23 protein-coding genes and 1 pseudogene are annotated in these 17,118 nt (G+C 71.0%); 12 read left to right on the forward strand and 12 right to left on the reverse strand.

Translation table 11 applies throughout. The annotated features are described in order from the left end of the window. The 10 genes from HYV93_04395 to HYV93_04440 all read right to left on the reverse strand — a co-directional run. Positions 1–387: hypothetical protein (locus tag HYV93_04395; protein MBI2525202.1), on the reverse strand; the 387-nt coding region annotated here is incomplete at its 3' end. A 29-nt stretch (positions 388–416) separates the two neighbouring features. Beyond that, positions 417–644: a DUF2249 domain-containing protein gene (locus HYV93_04400; protein ID MBI2525203.1), complete on the reverse strand. Its 228-nt coding sequence runs from the start codon at positions 642–644 to the stop codon at positions 417–419. Between the two features lie 104 nt (positions 645–748). Further along, on the reverse strand, positions 749–1,285 hold the full coding sequence (locus HYV93_04405) for a hemerythrin domain-containing protein (protein MBI2525204.1): 537 nt from the start codon (positions 1,283–1,285) through the stop codon (positions 749–751). Between the two features lie 140 nt (positions 1,286–1,425). Beyond that, a complete protein-coding gene (locus HYV93_04410; protein ID MBI2525205.1) occupies positions 1,426–2,757 on the reverse strand; it encodes a (Fe-S)-binding protein in 1,332 nt (443 codons plus the stop codon). Positions 2,758–3,102: 345 nt separating this feature from the next. After that, entirely contained in the window at positions 3,103–3,642 is a 540-nt protein-coding gene (locus HYV93_04415; protein MBI2525206.1) for a hypothetical protein, read from the reverse strand. Positions 3,643–3,654: 12 nt separating this feature from the next. Beyond that, a complete protein-coding gene (locus HYV93_04420; protein ID MBI2525207.1) occupies positions 3,655–4,074 on the reverse strand; it encodes a hypothetical protein in 420 nt (139 codons plus the stop codon). Between the two features lie 176 nt (positions 4,075–4,250). Beyond that, entirely contained in the window at positions 4,251–4,523 is a 273-nt protein-coding gene (locus tag HYV93_04425) for a hypothetical protein (GenBank protein MBI2525208.1), read from the reverse strand. Between the two features lie 41 nt (positions 4,524–4,564). After that, on the reverse strand, positions 4,565–5,218 hold the full coding sequence (locus HYV93_04430; GenBank protein ID MBI2525209.1) for a sigma-70 family RNA polymerase sigma factor: 654 nt from the start codon (positions 5,216–5,218) through the stop codon (positions 4,565–4,567). A gap of 175 nt (positions 5,219–5,393) precedes the next feature. Beyond that, the gene (locus tag HYV93_04435) at positions 5,394–5,801 is read right to left on the reverse strand and encodes a 2-nitropropane dioxygenase (protein ID MBI2525210.1); all 408 of its coding nucleotides are present in this window, start codon (positions 5,799–5,801) and stop codon (positions 5,394–5,396) included. Then, positions 5,798–6,085 carry a hypothetical protein gene (locus tag HYV93_04440; protein MBI2525211.1) on the reverse strand — a complete coding sequence of 96 codons (288 nt, stop codon included), beginning with the start codon at positions 6,083–6,085 and terminating at the stop codon, positions 5,798–5,800. Before HYV93_04440 ends, HYV93_04435 begins: the two co-directional genes overlap by 4 nt. 209 nt (positions 6,086–6,294) lie before the next feature. Between HYV93_04440 and HYV93_04445 the strand changes: the two genes are divergently transcribed. From HYV93_04445 to HYV93_04455, 3 genes are all read left to right on the forward strand, one after another. Beyond that, positions 6,295–6,885: a transposase gene (locus tag HYV93_04445; GenBank protein ID MBI2525212.1), complete on the forward strand. Its 591-nt coding sequence runs from the start codon at positions 6,295–6,297 to the stop codon at positions 6,883–6,885. 500 nt (positions 6,886–7,385) lie between these two features. After that, positions 7,386–8,081 carry a FecR domain-containing protein gene (locus HYV93_04450; GenBank protein ID MBI2525213.1) on the forward strand — a complete coding sequence of 232 codons (696 nt, stop codon included), beginning with the start codon at positions 7,386–7,388 and terminating at the stop codon, positions 8,079–8,081. Beyond that, the gene (locus tag HYV93_04455; GenBank protein MBI2525214.1) at positions 8,078–10,381 is read left to right on the forward strand and encodes an adenylate/guanylate cyclase domain-containing protein; all 2,304 of its coding nucleotides are present in this window, start codon (positions 8,078–8,080) and stop codon (positions 10,379–10,381) included. Before HYV93_04450 ends, HYV93_04455 begins: the two co-directional genes overlap by 4 nt. Positions 10,382–10,409: 28 nt before the next feature. On the opposite strand, the gene HYV93_04460 is transcribed toward HYV93_04455, so the two are convergent. Together HYV93_04460 and HYV93_04465 are read right to left on the reverse strand one after the other, a co-directional pair. Then, entirely contained in the window at positions 10,410–10,637 is a 228-nt protein-coding gene (locus HYV93_04460; GenBank protein ID MBI2525215.1) for a hypothetical protein, read from the reverse strand. 52 nt (positions 10,638–10,689) lie between these two features. Continuing rightward, a pseudogene (locus HYV93_04465) lies at positions 10,690–10,785 on the reverse strand (transposase). Between the two features lie 87 nt (positions 10,786–10,872). Here HYV93_04465 and HYV93_04470 point away from each other — a divergent pair. From HYV93_04470 to HYV93_04510, 9 genes are all read left to right on the forward strand, one after another. Next, complete coding sequence (locus HYV93_04470) at positions 10,873–11,325, forward strand: DUF4143 domain-containing protein (protein ID MBI2525216.1); 453 nt, start codon at positions 10,873–10,875, stop codon at positions 11,323–11,325. A 70-nt stretch (positions 11,326–11,395) separates the two neighbouring features. Next, the gene (locus HYV93_04475; protein MBI2525217.1) at positions 11,396–11,623 is read left to right on the forward strand and encodes a hypothetical protein; all 228 of its coding nucleotides are present in this window, start codon (positions 11,396–11,398) and stop codon (positions 11,621–11,623) included. Beyond that, complete coding sequence (locus HYV93_04480) at positions 11,620–13,044, forward strand: amidase (GenBank protein ID MBI2525218.1); 1,425 nt, start codon at positions 11,620–11,622, stop codon at positions 13,042–13,044. Before HYV93_04475 ends, HYV93_04480 begins: the two co-directional genes overlap by 4 nt. A 14-nt stretch (positions 13,045–13,058) precedes the next feature. Continuing rightward, entirely contained in the window at positions 13,059–13,271 is a 213-nt protein-coding gene (locus tag HYV93_04485) for a hypothetical protein (protein MBI2525219.1), read from the forward strand. After that, on the forward strand, positions 13,271–14,212 hold the full coding sequence (locus HYV93_04490) for a radical SAM protein (protein ID MBI2525220.1): 942 nt from the start codon (positions 13,271–13,273) through the stop codon (positions 14,210–14,212). Before HYV93_04485 ends, HYV93_04490 begins: the two co-directional genes overlap by 1 nt. Positions 14,213–14,276: 64 nt before the next feature. Continuing rightward, positions 14,277–14,963: a class I SAM-dependent methyltransferase gene (locus HYV93_04495; GenBank protein MBI2525221.1), complete on the forward strand. Its 687-nt coding sequence runs from the start codon at positions 14,277–14,279 to the stop codon at positions 14,961–14,963. Then, the gene (locus HYV93_04500; protein ID MBI2525222.1) at positions 14,960–15,298 is read left to right on the forward strand and encodes a hypothetical protein; all 339 of its coding nucleotides are present in this window, start codon (positions 14,960–14,962) and stop codon (positions 15,296–15,298) included. Before HYV93_04495 ends, HYV93_04500 begins: the two co-directional genes overlap by 4 nt. 4 nt (positions 15,299–15,302) lie before the next feature. Continuing rightward, positions 15,303–15,956 (forward strand): TetR/AcrR family transcriptional regulator, encoded by a 654-nt coding sequence (locus HYV93_04505; GenBank protein MBI2525223.1) that lies wholly within the window; start codon positions 15,303–15,305, stop codon positions 15,954–15,956. A gap of 27 nt (positions 15,957–15,983) precedes the next feature. Then, a partial coding sequence (locus HYV93_04510) for an acyl-CoA/acyl-ACP dehydrogenase (protein ID MBI2525224.1) occupies positions 15,984–17,118 on the forward strand: 1,135 nt, incomplete at its 3' end.

The following is a 17,118-nucleotide window of genomic DNA, read 5'->3' on the forward strand; positions in this document are numbered from 1 at the left end:
CCGATGCCAGAGCAGCGTTCCCGCGAGCCAGCTCGCGGCGCCGAGCCCCATGGCGGCCAGATAGAGCGTCGGATGCTGGCGGAAGAGCACCACGAAGATCGCGACCAGGACCACACTCCCCGCGGCAACGAGGGCGTGGCCCACGTGTACCGACACCCCGACGATCCAGGCAAGCCCGCCCAGTCCCGCCAGGAGCGGCGCCGCGTACGGCCAGCGACGCTTCAAGGCGATGGCCCGCTCGAGCCCGATGACCGTGCCCAGAAAGCCGGTCACCATCAGGGGGCCGTGGTGAGGGGGGACGCTCGATGTGACGACGGGGAGCGCCCAGCCCAGGCGGATCAGCCCTGCCCAGAGAGCCGCCAGGAGCGAGAGCGCCCCCAGGGCCATGAACGGCATCCGCCGATGCTGAAACGCCACTACGTCTTCCCGATCTCCACCCGCCACACCTCGGGGCCCTCCTCGAGATACCGCCACGTGAAGGTGCCCGCGCGCTCGGCGGCGAACTGGTAATAGAGCGGCTTCGGGTCGTGATCGTTCACCAGGATGAACGCCTCCCCCGACCTGAGGTGGTCGAAGGCCTCGAAAACCCTCGGATGCCGTTCCCGGGGCGTCATCGCCCGGACGTCCAGAACCGATCGCTCCATGACCTATGCTCCTTTCCCGGCCGGGCGCGGCCGGGCCGCCGTCATGACCTGCTCGCGGAGGGCCGAGGCGTCGCCCGGGACCCCGACGATGCGCGTCTTGATCCTCAGCGGGCCTCGAGCTCGGCCAGCTTGGCCAGGAGTCGTTCGTGGATCCCCGGGCCCACCACCGTCTGTTCGACCGCGTCGAAAGCCTGGACCAGCACGCGCTGCTCTTCCTCGTTCAGGATCTGCTCGGCGATCGGAAAGAGAACCCCGTTCTCCTTGTCGATGTGGGCACGGAGGAGGGTGACGTAGCCACGGATGGCCTCGGCAACGGCGCGGTCGCCCCCCTGGCTCATCGCGCGAAGGAGCGCGCGGCCGTGCTCGTGCTCGAGGAGCATGACGCCCACCGGACCCCCATCCCGAGGCACGCCGTGGCGCTCCAGAGCCGGAAAGAGGTGCTGCTCTTCCTTCCCATGGTGACACTTGTCGACGAAGGTGCGGAAGAAATCGATGATCCAGGCCAGAGCGTCTCGGTCCAGCGGCGTCCCGACGCGGAGGCCCTCGCCGAGCCGCTCCAGGAGCGCGAGTGCCCTCAGGAACACCTCGTGCTCGTGGCGGAGCTGGGCGGTGGCAGCGATCGCCTCGTTGCTCTTGGTCATGGTCCCTCCCTTGTTATGAATCACTTCGTTCCGGAGGTGCGCGTCGCGGATCCTCTCGAGGGCCTCGGCCGGCACCCCTGGCTTCCCTCCCTCCCGGCAAGGACGCTCAAGGCCATCGGCCGCCGCGTGGTCGTGCGGGCCTACCGCCTGGGAGGACCTCCCGGCGCCCGCTGTCCGAGCGGCAGCGGCTGCTCGCCGAGGATGTGCGCCGCTACCGCCTCGCGCACCGCCTCGAGGTCGAGGCCGGCCGCTTCGACGCGGCCGCCGAGATCGGCGAGGATGCGGTCGACGTCCTGCATCACCTTCCACTGCTTGAAGAGGTCCGGCCGCTCCACGCCAAGCGCCTCGCCCACCAGCTCGAGGAAGTTGACGACGCGGAACGGGTAGTCCCGCTCATGGGCGCAGAGCTCGCGATGACAGGCGTGGTAGATCCCGACCAGGCAGTCGACAGCCGCCGCAGCCGCCGCCTCGAGCTCGCGGGCGTGCAGTTCCCGCCTGTACGCGGGGACGGACGCCAGGGAGTTGCACATGTAGCCGACGCGCGGCCGGTCGAGGTCGACCAGCTCGACGCCCGGGATGGCGCCGAGGATCTTCACCACTCCTTCGGTGACGCCCGGCACTCCGGGATGCTCGTGGAGTGCGACCCGGCGCTCCACGCGCTGGACGAAGTGCGGCGTGAGACGATCGAGCCGGTCGGCGATGTAGGGCACCACGTGCTCGAGGGCGAAGCCCGGGCGCGTGGACGGCATCAGGATCTCGCCGAGCTGGAGGGTGCACGTCGGACACCACGTCAGCACCCGGGCAATGCCCGTCCCGGCGAAGCCCTCCACCGTGCTGACGCCCACGCGCCCCGCGTTCCTGAGGTCGCCGGCGCGGAACTGCAGGACGCCGCAGCAGTTGGCGGGCCCGCCAAAGACCCGGTACGTCGTCCCGAGACGATCGAGAACCTCCAGGCAGAGGAGCGCGATGTGGGGCGTCTTCAGCACGTTGCAGCCCAGGTACATCACGACCTCGGCCGGCGCGGGCGGCTCCGCGTGGGCAGATCGGGTCACGCGGTCGAGGAATTCGGGCGGGAGCTGGAGCCGCGAGAGCACCCTCACGCCCTGCGACATCGCGTGGAAGCGCGTCTGGCCGGTCGCGTGCCGCGCCTCGGGCGGGTGACGCTCCTCGAGCCGGACGCGGGTCATGGCGAGCATGAAGCGCGGGTTCACCCCGTCGTCGCAGGCGGTGAGACACGCGCCAGAGCCCGTGCACGTCTCGGCCCACCGCGCGCCCCGGCTCGCCGAATCGCCGTCGCCGCGCAGGATGTCGAGGACCTCGCCGACGACGGCCCGCGGATCGTGGCGCTCCAGACCAGCCGCATCGGCGGTCGGACAGACCTCGACGCACCGGCCGCACCGGGTGCAGGTGTCCACGATCTCCCGTACCCGCCCGTCGAGGCTCGCCACGAACGCCGCCTCGCGACTGCTCATCTCCGTGCCCCTAGCCTACACGGCCGCCGTCGGCATCCCGGAGAATGTCGGGTGGCAATTCATCGGGCACATCGTGCGGACGGTGCGGCGGCCCGTGACCTCGACTCGCGCCATGGCGTGCGTGATCTTGACCTGTCCGCCACTTCACCACTTATGACGCCGGTCATAGTGGCGCCCCCCCCGCCCCCGGGCGGGCGCTCCGGGGCGAGGAGGAAGACCCATGACTCACACACGCGAGTGCAGCTCCGGATCCGGATCCATGCCTCCCCCATCCCGGCCGAGCGGACGGTGGCCGCTGGGACTCCCCGATCATCACCCGAGTTCCCTCGGACGGACCTGCCCTGCTCAGCTTCTCCTCACCACGCGCTGACGCATGATCGCGCTCACGCTGGGGAACGCCTCTCGTGCCGCCAGGGGTACCAGCTTCCACCCTGCTGTGCCGGGCTGGCCCTTGAAGTAATCGAAAGGGAGCGTGCCCGGACCGACCGGCCGACCCACTATGATGCGTCCCACCATCCCCGCGGTTTCGTGGGGCGCGCAGAAGTAGTCGTAGACGCCTGGAACCGTCAGGGTCACCTCGAAGTGACGGCCCGGGTCCACGAGGAATCGCGAGTCCCACGGCTCAGCCCGCTCAGGGATCCGCAGCGAGTGAGAGTCGTTCTTGGGATGGTACGCCGTCGTCGTATGCACGTTGGAGTGCACGATCCAGCGCACCGTCTGACCCGGCTCGATACGGACCCCGATGGGGTCGAACCACACCTTGCTTCCCAATGTGTCGCTCATCATGCGAATTTCAACCGGTGCGGCGGCGCTCGCCGGCCGTGGTACGGCGAGGCCGGCGAGCCAGAGCCCGCCGGCCTGGAGGAGCTCACGCCGCGTCAGCATCGCCGCAGGGCCCTACTTGAGGCTCGCCGCCTTCGCGGGCGACACGTACCAGACGACGACGTGGTAGTGCGGCTCGGCGACGCCGGGATGCCCCGCGTTGTAATAGAGATCGACGTGGTCCACCTTCTCCTTGGCCACGCCGAGGTTGTTGAACGCCTTCTGCGCCTGGAGGTCCTTCAGGGGAACCATGTAGATCGAGCTCACCAGCTTCCCCTCGCGGTCGTAGGCGAGGAAGGGTCCGGCGGGGAGCGTCTTGGGGTCCACGTAGAGTGTCCCCATCCCGGGAAGGAAGTCCGGGAGCGGCACGAGTGCGCTCACTTTCTGGAAGTTCCCACCCGGCGGCGCAGTCGGCTGCGCCCATGCGGTCGAGGATGTCGCCGCGACGGCGAGACTCAACGCCAGGACCGTTGCCCGAAGACCATGACGTGACATGTCCCATTCTCCTTTTCTGTGCTGCGTGTGATGCTGCGGCGCTTGCGGCCCCATGCCCACCATGGGGCCGCGTCACCAGGTCTGTGTCGGACGCGGGCGGGATCTTACGTGCCTGGAAACATGACACCCGCCGGGGGCGCGGCGGGTGTCGGTGCTGCCTGGGGCGGGCCGAGCGGCTAGCTCGGCTCCGGCGAGGGGCCGGCGGGCGGAGGGGCCGGGCCTTCGGTCTCCGAGCGCACGAAGTCGCGGAGGGTCTCGTACTCGTCTCGACAGACGCCGCACTGCCCGATGTGCTGGGCGAGACGGGCCAAGACCGGCGCCGAGATGGCCCCGGCCAGATCGAGCTCCACGCCCGTCGCGAGCAGGTCGAAGCATTCCGAACAGGAGATCTCCTCGGCCTCCGTGTCGGAGACGTGTCGCAGCAGGCGTTCGATCAGGCGTCGGTCCATCGCGCTCCCCGCTGTCTACAGTGACGGCGCGCCGGCTAATCTTACCTCGGCCCGCTGAACAGGCCGAGGACCTCCCGAGGCGCGAAGCCCCGGGCCTCCAGCCGGGCCTTGAGCTTCCGGCGCGCGTCGTGCAAGAGCTTGTAGATCGCGTTTCGTGTCGACCCCCAGTGTCGCACCAGCTCGTCGAGCGGCACCTCGTCGGCGACGACCGCCTTCAGGGCCTGGCGCTGCCGCTCGCTCAGGTCGTGGTCGATGACCTCCCGGATGACCGCCCATGCTTCAGCCAGTCGCGCCGTCTGCTCCGGATCGCCGGGGAGCGCTTCGGCCTCGGGGAACCACGCCCGGCCGCCGGCCTGCTCGAGCAGCGCGTCGAGCGAGACAGGCTTCCAGGCCTCCCGACGCGCGGCGGCCAGCGCCATGTTGATCGCGAACTTGTACGCCCACGTCGTGAAGCGGCTATCGCCGCGGAACTCCTTCAGGTGCTCGAGGATCGCCACCAGCGCGTTCTGGGCGCAGTCCTCGGCGAGCTGGTCGAGGTCGAACGCACTTGCGTGCGCCAGGCGCCCCCGGCTGCGGTGCAGCGCGTAGCGCGCGGCGCGCAGCAGATAGGCGCGCAGGTCCCCCAGTGCGGCCGCCTGCTCCTCGCCGCTCGCGCTCAGCTCCTGCACCCACTCGCTGTTGGTCCTCGCCCTCACCGTCTCAGTCCGCGGAGCTCTCGGACTCCTCCAGCGAACTCCCCATCCCGCATGTCGATACCCGTGGCGCCAGTCCCGTGACGCTATTCCCCGAGAGCAGGACGCATCCTCTGGCCGTGACTCTCCCTTGTCACTGGTTGGCGGGCGATCCGGTGGATCGGGCCGCGCGCGATGGTCACTCGAGGGACTCCGCCAGCCGGTCGCAGGCGTCGATATTGGCGAGGTGGCGCGTCTTCATCTCCTCGAGAAACTCGCTGACGGACTCGAGGAGCGTCTCACCGAGGAGACCATCCAGCCGTTTGACGACCCATCCCTGACCCCGGTTGAGAAGTCGAAGCCGGGCGGCAAGGGTGGGCTCGCTCATCACCTTCTCCGCGAAGTTCCCCTTCTGCTCTGACATGACCCCGCCCAGGATCTTGATGGAGCGGGCGAGCCCGGCGCAGGACCAGGCCTCGTCGTTCCTGACCTCCTCGAAGAGCTTCCGCATCTCGGGGCCGCGGGCCTCGGGGAAGAGGCGGGAGAGCGTCTCCACGCCGGCCCGTTCCGCCTCGAGGAGCTCATTCAGCCGATCGACGGCCGTCATCTCTCATCCTCCCGTGACTTCCTCTGCCCCGGCTCACGACACTGCCGTCGTGGCCGGCAACTGGGCACGGGCGTTGGAAGATCGCCCGCCCTTCGCCCCGCACGCTGCCGTTCTTGCGGCGCCTCGCTCGAAGCGTGTCGCGTATAGCCCTTGACCTTGATCGGCGCCTTGATCTTCCGGATCTTGATCGTCACGTTCGGTCGGCTACAGGCCTTCCAGAGCTGCCGGGCGCCGGCAATCGATTCCTCCGTGTGTCGGGCGAGGTGCGGCCTGACCTCGATCATGCTGGGGGTCCTCCTAACCCCAATCCGAAAATGGGTGGTGAGTAGCGTCGTGAATCTGAAGCAGAAAGGCCCCCTGTGCGATCGAAAGGGAGAACGCGCCAACGTTGCCCCCCACAGGAGGCCCCTCTGATGCGCTTGAGCGTAACGAGCCTGCGACGGCTGGTCAAGGGCACGCTGCACGTCGAGTTCGTCCACCAGGAGTTGACCTCGTGCAGCGGCCTGGAGCTGTTGCGCCGCTATCTTCGGCGGGTGGACCTGCCGAGTCGACTGCGGGCGGCTCTCCCGCCCGGGCCGACTTCTTCCTGCCCGTGCGGGCCCTCGCCGAGGTCTTCCGCGGCAAGCTCCTGGCCGCGCTCGAGAAGGCCATCGATCGCGCCGAGATTCCCCGGCGGCGCGATGACGACCCGCACGCCCTGCTCACGCGCGCGGCCACCAAACGCTGGGTGGTGTACTGCAAGCCTCCCTTCGCTGGCCCCGATCAGGTCCTCGCCTACCTGGCCCGCTACACCCATCGCATCGCCCTCTCCAACGACCGGCTCGTCTCGCTCCAAGCAGGTCAGGTGACCTTCCGCTGGAAAGACCGCGCCCACGGCAACGCCCCCCGCGTCGCCACCGTGGAGGCGGAGACCTTTCTGCGCCGCTTCCTGCTCCACGTCCTGCCTCACCGCTTCGTGCGCTTCACCCGCCCGATCCGGCATTGCCCTTTCACGTCCTCGCACGCGCAATCTCCCGTCACCTGGACCCGGCGCCGCCGCCACCGTCCCGCTTTCGCGACCCCCGCGCACCACCAATCCCCATAGCTGGCGCCGGCTTCGTTCAACGCGACTTTTTCACGCATCGCGGGATCGCGCGCGATCATCCCTTACGCTCGGTGGCGCGACACGCGAAAAAGCCCTCTTCTTTCTCGGACGGCCCGCACAGGAGCCACAGGCGCCGTGGGCACAGCGCCATCAGGGCCCGGGTCCTCGTCGCCCACGGCCGCGACGAGCGCCTGGTGCTCCTCCTGGATGACCTCCTCGGCATGCGGCCCCAGGGCCCGGGACTCGATGCCCCCGCCCTGTCCGGACGGGGAGGGGCTCGCGCACGCTCAGTCTTTCCTTGACCGCGCTCCGCCTCCCCGCCTACCATCGCCGCGATGACATCCCCCGGCGCCGTCCCGTCCGCGGCCGGGGCCGCGGCCTGCCGTGGCCCGGCTTCCCCTCACCGCTCCCGTGTCGCCGGCGCCCGCTGGCTCCAGGCGCCGCGGCGGATGGTCTCCCCCCGTGAACCCCCAGCATCGCGGCAAGAGAGGAGGCGGCGCATGAGGACATCGGACACGCACCTGCGGGTGGCCCGGACCATCGCGGGCCTGGCGGTGACGCTGTCGCTGGTCCTGCCCGTCGCGCCCTGGGTCCCCGGCGCGGCGGCGCAAGGGGCGCAGAAGCCGGACGGCGTCGTCGTCGCCATCCGGGACGGCAAGCTCGAGCGGTTCCAGCAGGACCTCTGGAACGCCCTCACGGTGGGCCAGCCCGTCTCCCGGGGAAACAGGGTCAGGACGGACGGCACCGCTGTCGCCATCGTGACGCTCGCCGAGATCGGCCGCATCGTGATGGGGCCCTCCTCCGATGTCGAGCTGGGGAAGAACCCGAAGGACTTCAAGGTCACGATGCAGCGGGGTTTCGCCTGGCTCGACGCCACCCTGCCGAAGGGAAGCAAGGCCTCCATCAGCACCAGTCTCGCGACCGCGGGCGTCCGCGGCACCGGCTTCTCCGTCTGCTACGACGGCAAGAACTACTGCGCCTGCACCTGCTTCGGGGAGGTGGAGGTCTCGGTGCCGGGCGGCCCCACCGTCAGGGTGCCCAGGGGCGAGTACTACGCCTTCCCCGCCGGGGCGCCCCTACCCGGCAAGACCGAGGCCGCGGCCACCCTGCTGGAGAAGACCGGGGCAGGCTTCGACTTCTGCTTCACCTGCCACGTCGTCGCCGGGAAGGGTCGGCTGAAGCCAGACCGGAAGTGACGCGCGCGGCGCTCATCGCCGTCCTCGTGTCGCTCGCCGTCCTGCTCGACCCGGGCGGCCAGCTCGGCTCGTTCGAGCGGAAGACCCTCGACACCCGGTACCGCTTCTTCGCCCGCCCGACCGCGCACACGCAGCACATCGTCATCGTCCACGTCTCCGAGGACTCGCTCCGGAGCCTCGAGCCCTTCTACGGGCGCTGGCCCTGGCCGCGCGCCGTGCACGCCGACGCCGTCGAGTACCTCGTCGCCGACGGCGCGCTCGCCATCGGCTTCGACATCCTGTTCCCGGACCGCTCCCTGCGGCGGGAGGTGGACCCCGGCCTCATCCAGCAGCTGAAGGCGCTGGCGAGGAACGCCGACATCGAGGAGGTGCGGGCGGAGCTCGGGCAGCGGCTGGATGCCCTCAACCCCGAGCTGAGCGATGCCGCCTTCGTCGCCCGGGCGGCCGAGGCCGGCAATGTCTTCCACTCCTCGGTGCTCTATGTCGGCGAGCGGGACCGGGCGCTCGGGCGGGGCCTCGGGGCCGACGAGGCGGGCGCCGCGCGGATCCGGGCCGCCCTGGCCCGGACGGCATTGCCGATCCGCCTGGCGCACCGGGAGGCCCTCTTCTTCAACGCCACCATCCCCTTCCCGGAACTGGCGCAGGCTGCCCGGGGCGTGGGCCATATCAATTACCTGCCCGACGGCGACGGGGTGTGCCGGCGCTTCCTGCCGCTGGCATGGGTGGGACGGGAGGACACGGCATACCCCTCTCTGCCCGTGCTCGTGGCAGCGCGCGCCATGGGAATCCCCCCGGATCGGATCAGGCGGGAGGGCGATCGCGTCCTGGTCGGGGAGACGGCCATCCCGCTCCTGCCCGACGGGAGCGCCCTGATCGCCTACCAGGGCGGCACGGCCACCGGAGAGGGCCTGGGACCCGGCAAGTTCGAGTCCTTCTACGGCGGCGTACCCTATGCGGCCGTCACCGCCTCGGCCGACCTCGTCCGGGCCGGGAAGGACCCGGCGCTCCCGCGAGGGACCTTCAGGGACAAGATCGTGCTCGTCACCGCCGCCGCCGCGGGGCTCACCGACCTCCGGGCGACGCCGTTCAGCCCCGTGACCCCCGGCGCGGAGATTCTCGCGAACGTCATCGACAGCATCCTCTCGCGGCGCGTCCTGCGCTCGCTCGGGGCCTGGACGGAGGCGGCCTACACCCTGGCCCTGGCCGTGACCGTCGCGTTGCTCGCGGTCTCCATGCGCCCCTATCCCGGGCTCGCGCTGGTCACGGCGCTCTGGGCGGCGGTGGTCGGGCTCCACTGGATGCTCTTCGGCCGGGGCTGGGTGCTCCCGCTGGTCCCGGTGTCGGTCGCCATGGCAGGCGCCTATCTCGGGGTCGTGGTGGCCGGATACGTCGCGGAGGAGCGGGAGAAGAAGCGGATCCGGTCCGCCTTCGGGCATTACCTGGCGCCGCAGGTGCTCGAGGAGGTCCTGAGATCGCCCGAACGCCTGCGGCTCGGGGGGGAGCGCCGGCGCCTCACCGTCCTGTTCTCCGACATCGAGGGGTTCTCGGCCCTGTCGGAGAAGATCCCGGCCGACGACGTGAGCCCCATGCTCAACGAGTACCTCGACCGGATGATGGGCTGCATCAAGGCCACGGCCGGCACGCTCGACAAGTTCATCGGGGACGCCGTCATGGCGGAGTGGAACGCGCCAGTGGCCCAGGCCGACCATGCCGCCCGCGCTTGCGAGGCGGCGCTCCTGATGATGGAGGAGGTGAGGCGGCTCCGGGAGCGGTGGCGCGCGGAGGGCAAGCCGCCCCTGAACGTCCGGATCGGCATCAACACCGGCGAGATGGTGGTCGGCAACCTGGGCTCGCGCGAGATCTTCGACTACACGGTGATCGGCGACGAGGTGAACGTCGCCGCGAGGCTGGAGCCGCTCAACAAGGACTTCGACACCAACATCGCGGTCTCGGGCAGCACCCGCGACGAGGCGGAGGAGCATCGCCCCGGCACGTTCGTCTTCCGCCGGCTGGCCCGGGTGCTGCTCAAGGGCAAGAGCGCGCCGGTGGAGGTCCACGAGCTGGTGGGGCGGACGGGCGCCGTGGAGGCGGAGCGGATGGCGGCCCTGGAGGCCTACGGCCGCGGGCTCGACCTGTTCTTCGCGGGGCGCTTCCCGGAGGCGCGGGCGCTGCTCGAGCGGGCGGTCGAGACGTGTCCCGGGGACGGCCCCTCAGGGGCCTACGCGGCGCTCTGCGCGAGCTACGAGGCGAGTCCTCCGCCCGCCGACTGGCGCGGCCATCACGTGCAGCGATCGAAATGAGGCGGCGCGCGCCCCGGGCGCCGCCGGATCAGGCGCCGAGGCTCCCGCCCTCGTCCACCACGAAGTTCGCGCCGATCACGCGATAGTGCCGGGCGTTCGCCGTGGCCAGGGCGGCCCTCGCCTCGAGGGCCCTGGCCGCGATCAGGGCGTCGACCACGCGCAGGCCGGCTCCCGGCGCGTGCAGCTCGAGGAGTCGAATGGCGCGGCGGGAGATGGCCTCGTCGGGGTGAATGACGGCCGCCAGGTTCTCAGTCACGAAGGCCGCAGTCGGCACGGGTGGAGATCCAGTGGGCGTGGCCGGGGTCGAGCCCGCCGCCGGGTACGATGCAGTGCAGATGCGGGTGAAAGAGCAGGAGCTGGGTCCAGGTGTGCAGGATGGCAGTGAAGGCGATCTGGGCGCCCAGGCGGTGGAAGGCGACCTCCGCCAGGGTCCCGGCCACCGCGGCACGCGGACAAAACCATGAAATCTCAGTGTCTAGCGCCGAGATTTCATGGCAGAACCGTGGTCGGAAAACCTCGCCAAGCGGCAGGTCAAGGCTCCGAAGGTGTATCTCAGGGACACCGGGCTGCTCCATGCGCTGCTCGGGATCCGCACGGCCGCCGACCTCGAGCGGCACCCGAAGGTCGGCGCCTCGTGGGAAGGGTTCATGTTGTCCGAGGTCATTCAGCGCCTCGGCGCCGAGCCTCGCGAGTGCCACTTCTGGGCCACTCACGGCGGCGTCGAGCTGGATCTGCTCGTCGTCCGCGGCCGCCGGCGCCTGGGATTCGAGTTCAAACGGACCAGCGGCCCGTCCGTGACGCGGTCCATGCACGTGGTGCTGGCGGATCTCAAGCTGGAGCGTCTCGATGTGATCCATGCCGGCGAGGGCACCTTCCCTCTGGCGCCGAAGATCCGCGCCGTGGCCGCGCGCCGCATCCTGGCGGACCTCCCGCTCTTGCGCTGATCGGGCGAGACCGACCCCGCCCACTGGGCCGCTCGACACGGACCCCGCGGGCGGCTACCATGCCTCCGTCATGGCCGAGCCCGAGGCCGAGCTTGCCGGCTCCGAAGCCGCCGAGGTGGACGCGCTGTTCGCCCTGGTGCGTCAGCGGTATGGCGAGCGGATGACCGCGGATGAGCTCGCAGCGGTGCGCGAGGGCGTCGAGGGGATCGTGAAGAATGCCCGCGCGCTGCGCGCCGTGAGGCTCCAGGCCTCGGACGAGCCGCTCCAACCCTTCGTCCCCTTCCGCGCCGAGCCGTGAGCGACGCCGCCGTCTTCCAGCCTGTGAGGGAGCTCGCCGAGCGGCTGAGGACGCGCCGCCTCTCGCCGGTGAGGCTGGCGGAGCTCTTTCTCGATCGTCTCGAGCGGCTCGGCCCCAGGTACAACGCCGTGGTCACCGTGACCCGCGCCAGGGCGCTGCACCAGGCAAGGCGGGCCGAGAGCGAGATCGCCGCGGGCCGCTACCGGGGCCCGCTCCACGGCATTCCCTACGGCGCCAAGGATCTCCTGGCGACCTCCGGGGGCATCCCGACCACCTGGGGTGCCGCGCCGTTGAGAGAGCAGACCTTCGACGAGGACGCCACCGTCATCCGGCGGCTCGAGGAGGCGGGCGCCGTCCTCTGCGCCAAGCTCGCGATGATCGAGCTGGCCGGGGGCATGGGCTACAGGCAGCCGCGAGCCTCCTTCACCGGTGCCTGCGTGAACCCGTGGGAGGCGGGCTCGTGGAGCGGCGGCTCCTCGAGTGGCTCGGGCGTCGCCGTGGCGGCGGGACTCGTGCCCCTCGCCATCGGCTCCGAGACCTGGGGCTCCATCCTCTCCCCCGCGGGCGCCTGCGGCGTGACGGGACTCAGGCCCACCTACGGGCGCGTGAGCCGGCATGGGGCCATGGCGCTGTCCTGGTCGCTGGACAAGCTCGGCCCCCTCGCCCTCACCGCCGAGGACTGTGGGCTCGTGCTGGAGGCCGTGGCGGGGCCGGACCCGGCCGACCCCACTGCCAGCCCGCGCCCGTACCGCTACGAGCCCGGCGATGGCTCCGGCCGCCGCTTCCGCTTCGGTGTGGTCCGGGCCCTTACCGAGTCGTGCGACGCGGAGGTGCGTGCCGCCTTCGAGGACTCCCTCGGCGTGCTGCGCGATCTCGGGAGTGTCGAGGAGGTCACACTGCCCGACCTGCCGTGGGAGGCGATCACGCGGACCATCCTCCAGGCCGAGGCCGCGAGCGCCTTCGAGGATCTCATCGAGAGCGGGGCCATCGGCGGGCTCACGGCTCCCGAGGACCGCTACTCGGCCTATGCGCGCGACGCCATCCTGGCCAAGGACTACATCAAGGCGCTCCGGCTGCGCGGGGTCATGGCGCGCGAGGCCGACAGGATCCTCTCCCGGCTCGACGCCCTGGTGGCACCGGGGCGCCAGAGCGTCGCGCCGCCGCTCGGCCACGAGTTCCGGAGCGCGATGCGTGGCACGGCCCCCGACCTCATGGGCGCCATCGGCAACGGGGCGGGGCTGCCGGCTGTCATCGTACCGAATGGGGTCGGCGGCCGCGGGCTGCCGACGAGCCTGCAGTTCCTGGGACGCGCCTGGGCGGAGAACACGATCCTTGCCGCAGCGCGCGCCTATCAGTCGCGCACCGACTGGCATCGGCGCCACCCGCCAGGCGCCTGCGCCGACCGGTCCACGACGGACTGAAGCGGAGGGAGGCCATGCCGAAGCTCTTCACGGTGGGGGAGGAGGAAAACCACCACGCCGGGGACCCGCAATGCCCGGAGTGCTGGGAAGAGTACCCGGAGCCCTGCCGCTGCGGCGGGCTCATCCACGCCGCCGGGGGGGAGGAGGGGGACGACGAGGGCGATGTCGTGCTCCTCACCCGGTGCGACGGCTGCGGCCGCTCCGAGGAGGAGCTGAGCGAGGAATGATGGCCGCGGTGTGGCCGGCGTACCTGGCCCTCTCCCCCGCCGAGCTGCGCAAGCGCGCCGCCCGGGCCGTCAAGGCGCTCGCCGCCTGCACCGCCTGCCCGCGTGATTGCAAGGTGGATCGGCTGGCGGAGCGGACGGCCGTGTGCAAGACGGGGCGTTACGCGCGCGTCGCGAGCCACTTCCCCCACCGGGGCGAGGAGGACTGCCTGCGCGGGTGGCGCGGGTCGGGCACGATCTTCTTCTCCTGGTGCAATCTGCGCTGCGCCTTCTGCCAGAACTTCGACGTGAGCCAGGAGGGCGCCGGCCGCGAGGTGAGTCCCGGTGAGCTCGCGGGGATGATGCTCGAGCTGCAGGGCCTCGGCTGCCACAACATCAACCTCGTCACGCCTGAGCACGTCGTGCCGCAGATCCTGGAGGCGCTGCCGACGGCGATCGAGCGGGGGCTCAGGCTGCCACTCGTGTACAACACGAGCGCCTACGACGGGATGCACAGTCTGCGGCTGATGGACGGGATCGTGGACATCTACATGCCCGACTTCAAGTGCTGGGACCCGGAGGCGTCGTTCCGTTACCTGCGGGCGCGCGAGTACCCGGAGGTGGCGCGGGCGGCCATCCGCGAGATGCACCGGCAGGTGGGCGATCTCGTCCTCGACGAGCGGGGCCTCGCGCGGCGGGGACTCCTGGTGCGGCACCTGGTGATGCCGGGCGATCTCGCGGGCACGCCGGAGATCGCGAGCTTCCTCGCCGAGGAGATCTCGCCTCACACCTATGTCAATGTCATGGATCAGTACCGCCCGGCGGGCCGTGCGATTGGTGAGGACTTCGAGGAGATCGCCCGTCCCGTCAGCCACGGCGAGTACGCGGAGGCCGTCCGGGCCATGCTGGAGGCAGGGCTCCATCGGCTGGACCACGGGCGGGGACTGGCCTCGGCCGGGGTCTGACCGCCTGCTGCAGCGTTCCTGGGCGCCGGCACGGGCTTGCGTGCCACGGGGAAGGAGGACGGCCTTGCACGGCCAGCACGAGGCGGCGCCGCACGGGCACGGCGGCGACGGTCATCGCCACGAGGATCACCGTCACGACCGACACCGGGGGCGCCACGGTAACCCCGCGGACCTCGACGCGTACATCGTCAGGCTCGAGGACCCGGCGCGCGACGAGTGGCAGCGGCCCGATGTGGTGGTCGCGGCGCTCGGGCTCAGGCGCGGGCAGACGGTGGGGGAGATCGGGGGCGGGCCGGGGTACTGGTCCCTGCGGCTCGCGCGGAAGGTCGGCCCGGCCGGCCGCGTCTACGCCGTGGACGTCGAGCCGCGCCTCCTCGAGGTGCTGCGCCAGCGCCTCGAGGAGCGGAAGGTCGGCAACGTGACGCCCGTGCTCGGGCTGCCCGGGGACCCACTGCTCCCCGCGGCCAGCTGTGACCTCGTGCTCCTGGTCAACGCCTATCACCATCTCCCCGACGGGCCCGCGTATCTCCGGCGCCTGGCCCGGGCGCTCCGCCGCGGCGGCCGGATCGTCAACGTGGACTTCCACAAGCGGGAGACGCCGGTGGGGCCGCCTGTGGAGGAGCGGGTGTCGCGGGAGGAGTTCCTGGTAGGGGCGCGGCGCGCGGGGCTCGTTCCCGTCGCCGAGCAGGGCTTCCTGCCGCATCAGTACTGCGTGACGCTCAAGCCGCGGCGCGCGCCACGGCGGAGGTGAGCCTGTCACCGACCCGCCGGGGAACTCCCCCCTCGCTGGCCAAGACGGGACAGCCGAGCCTGCCCGCGGCCCTGCGGCGCCCTCGCCTCTTCGCTCTCCTCGACCGGGGCCGCCCCATCGTCTGGGTGAGCGGCCCGCCAGGGGCAGGCAAGACGACGCTCGTGGCGACCTACCTGGCGGCCCGCCGTCGGCGCGGGCTCGGGTACCAGATCGATCCGGTGGCCGACGGCGACGTGATCGAGCTGCACGATTGGCCCCGGCAGCGCCCCGTCGCTTGCATCAGGGAAACCATCAATCCGGCCCCTTGTCTCCTGACTGACCGGTCAGTAAGGTAGGCGTATGCGAGCGGCCCACGGGGAGCAGGCCACGGGGGCGCGGGGGAGTCTCAGCCGGGAGCGGATCCTGGCCGAGGCCGCCCGCATCTTCAACCGGCGCGGCTATCACGGGACGACGCTGGACGATGTGGCCCGGGCCCTCGGGGTGACCAAGGCGGCGCTCTACTACCATGTCAGGAGCAAGGAGGCGCTGCTCTTCCAGTGCCACCAGGTGCTGATCGAGATCGCGCTGGAGGGCCTCCGCCGGGCGCGCGAGCGCGCCCTGGCGCCGGACGAGCAGCTGAGACTCACCCTGGCCCACTACATCGAGGGCATCATGGATCAGCTGCGGGGCAGCGTCGTCCTCGTCGAGGACGGCGCGCTGACGCCCGCCCATCAGCGCCAGGTGATCGCCGGGCGCGACGAGTACGAGCGCCAGCTCCGGGAGATCATCGCCCGCGGCGTGCGCGACGACGTCTTCGTTCCCTGCGACCCGAAGCTCGTGGGCTTCGCGCTCCTCGGGGCCGGGAACTGGATCCCCAAGTGGTACAGTCCCGCAGGCAGCCGCGCCCCCAAGGAGATCGCCGAGGCCTTCGCCTCGTATCTGGTCCGAGGGCTCCAGCGCCAGCCGTCCGTCGACGCCATCCTGCCGCTCGCCGAGGCCGTCGCGAGCGCCTGACACCGATCCCACGAGGAGGAGCACCCAGTGGACTTCGACCTGACCCCGGAACAGCAGCAGCTGCGTCACGCCGTGCGGGAGTTCGTGAAGAAGGAGTGTCCGCCCGAGGTGATCCACCGCGCCTTGGCCGAGGGCCATCACTCGAAGGCGCTGTGGCGGCGCATGGCCGAGCTGGGCTGGCTCGGCGCGGCCATCGACGAGCGCTACGGCGGCTCCGGCGGCGACATCATCGACATGGCGCTGCTGGTGGAGGGGCTGGCGCCGGGAGACCCGGCCATCGGGCCCTTCTTCAACACCGTCTGCTTCGGCGGCAAGTCCGTCGGCTACTTCGGCAGCGAGGCGCAGAAGGCGTTCTTCCTCCCGCGGATCACCGGCGGCGAGTGCGTCTTCGGGCTCTCCATCACCGAGCCCGGCGGAGGCACCGACGTGCTGGGCGCCATGCAGACGCGGGCCGAGCGGGCCGGCGACGGCTGGGTGCTGAACGGCGCGAAGATGTTCACCTCGGCGGCGCAGCAGGCCGACTACCTGGTGGTCGTGGCGCGCACCACGCGCCGCGAGGCCGTGAAGAAGGCCGCCGAGGGGATCACGCTCTTCATCGTGCCCGGCAAGGCCCCGGGCGTCAGCATGCGGAAGATCGACATGCTCGTCCCCATCGAGGACACCAACGCGGTCTTCTACGATCAGGTGCGGCTGCCGGCCGACGCCGTGCTCGGCGAGGAGGGACGCGGCTTCTACCATCTCCTCGCCACGCTCAACAACGAGCGCATCCTGGGCGGGGCCGCGGCGCTGGGGCTCGGGACGGCGGCCTACGAGGCGGCCCTTCTGTACTCCCGGCAGCGCACCGCCTTCGGGAAGATCATCGGCCAGATGCAGGCGATCCAGCACTACCTCGCCGACATGGCCACGGAGCTGGACGCCGCGCGCCTCATGGTGTACCGGGCGGCGTGGCTCCAGAGCCAGGGGCGCGACTGCGGCGTCCCTGCCACCATGGCCAAGATGTACGCCGCGGACGTGGCCGTGCGGGCCTGCGACCGCGCCATCCAGATCCACGGCGGCATGGGGCTCAGCAACGAGTGCGAGGTGGCGCGCTACTGGCGGCTGGCGCGGCTCTGGCAGATCGGGCCCATCACCAACGAGCAGTGCCGCAACATCATCGGCCAGC

Source organism: Candidatus Rokuibacteriota bacterium, assembly GCA_016188005.1.
Taxonomy (GTDB): Bacteria; Methylomirabilota; Methylomirabilia; order Rokubacteriales; family CSP1-6; genus UBA12499.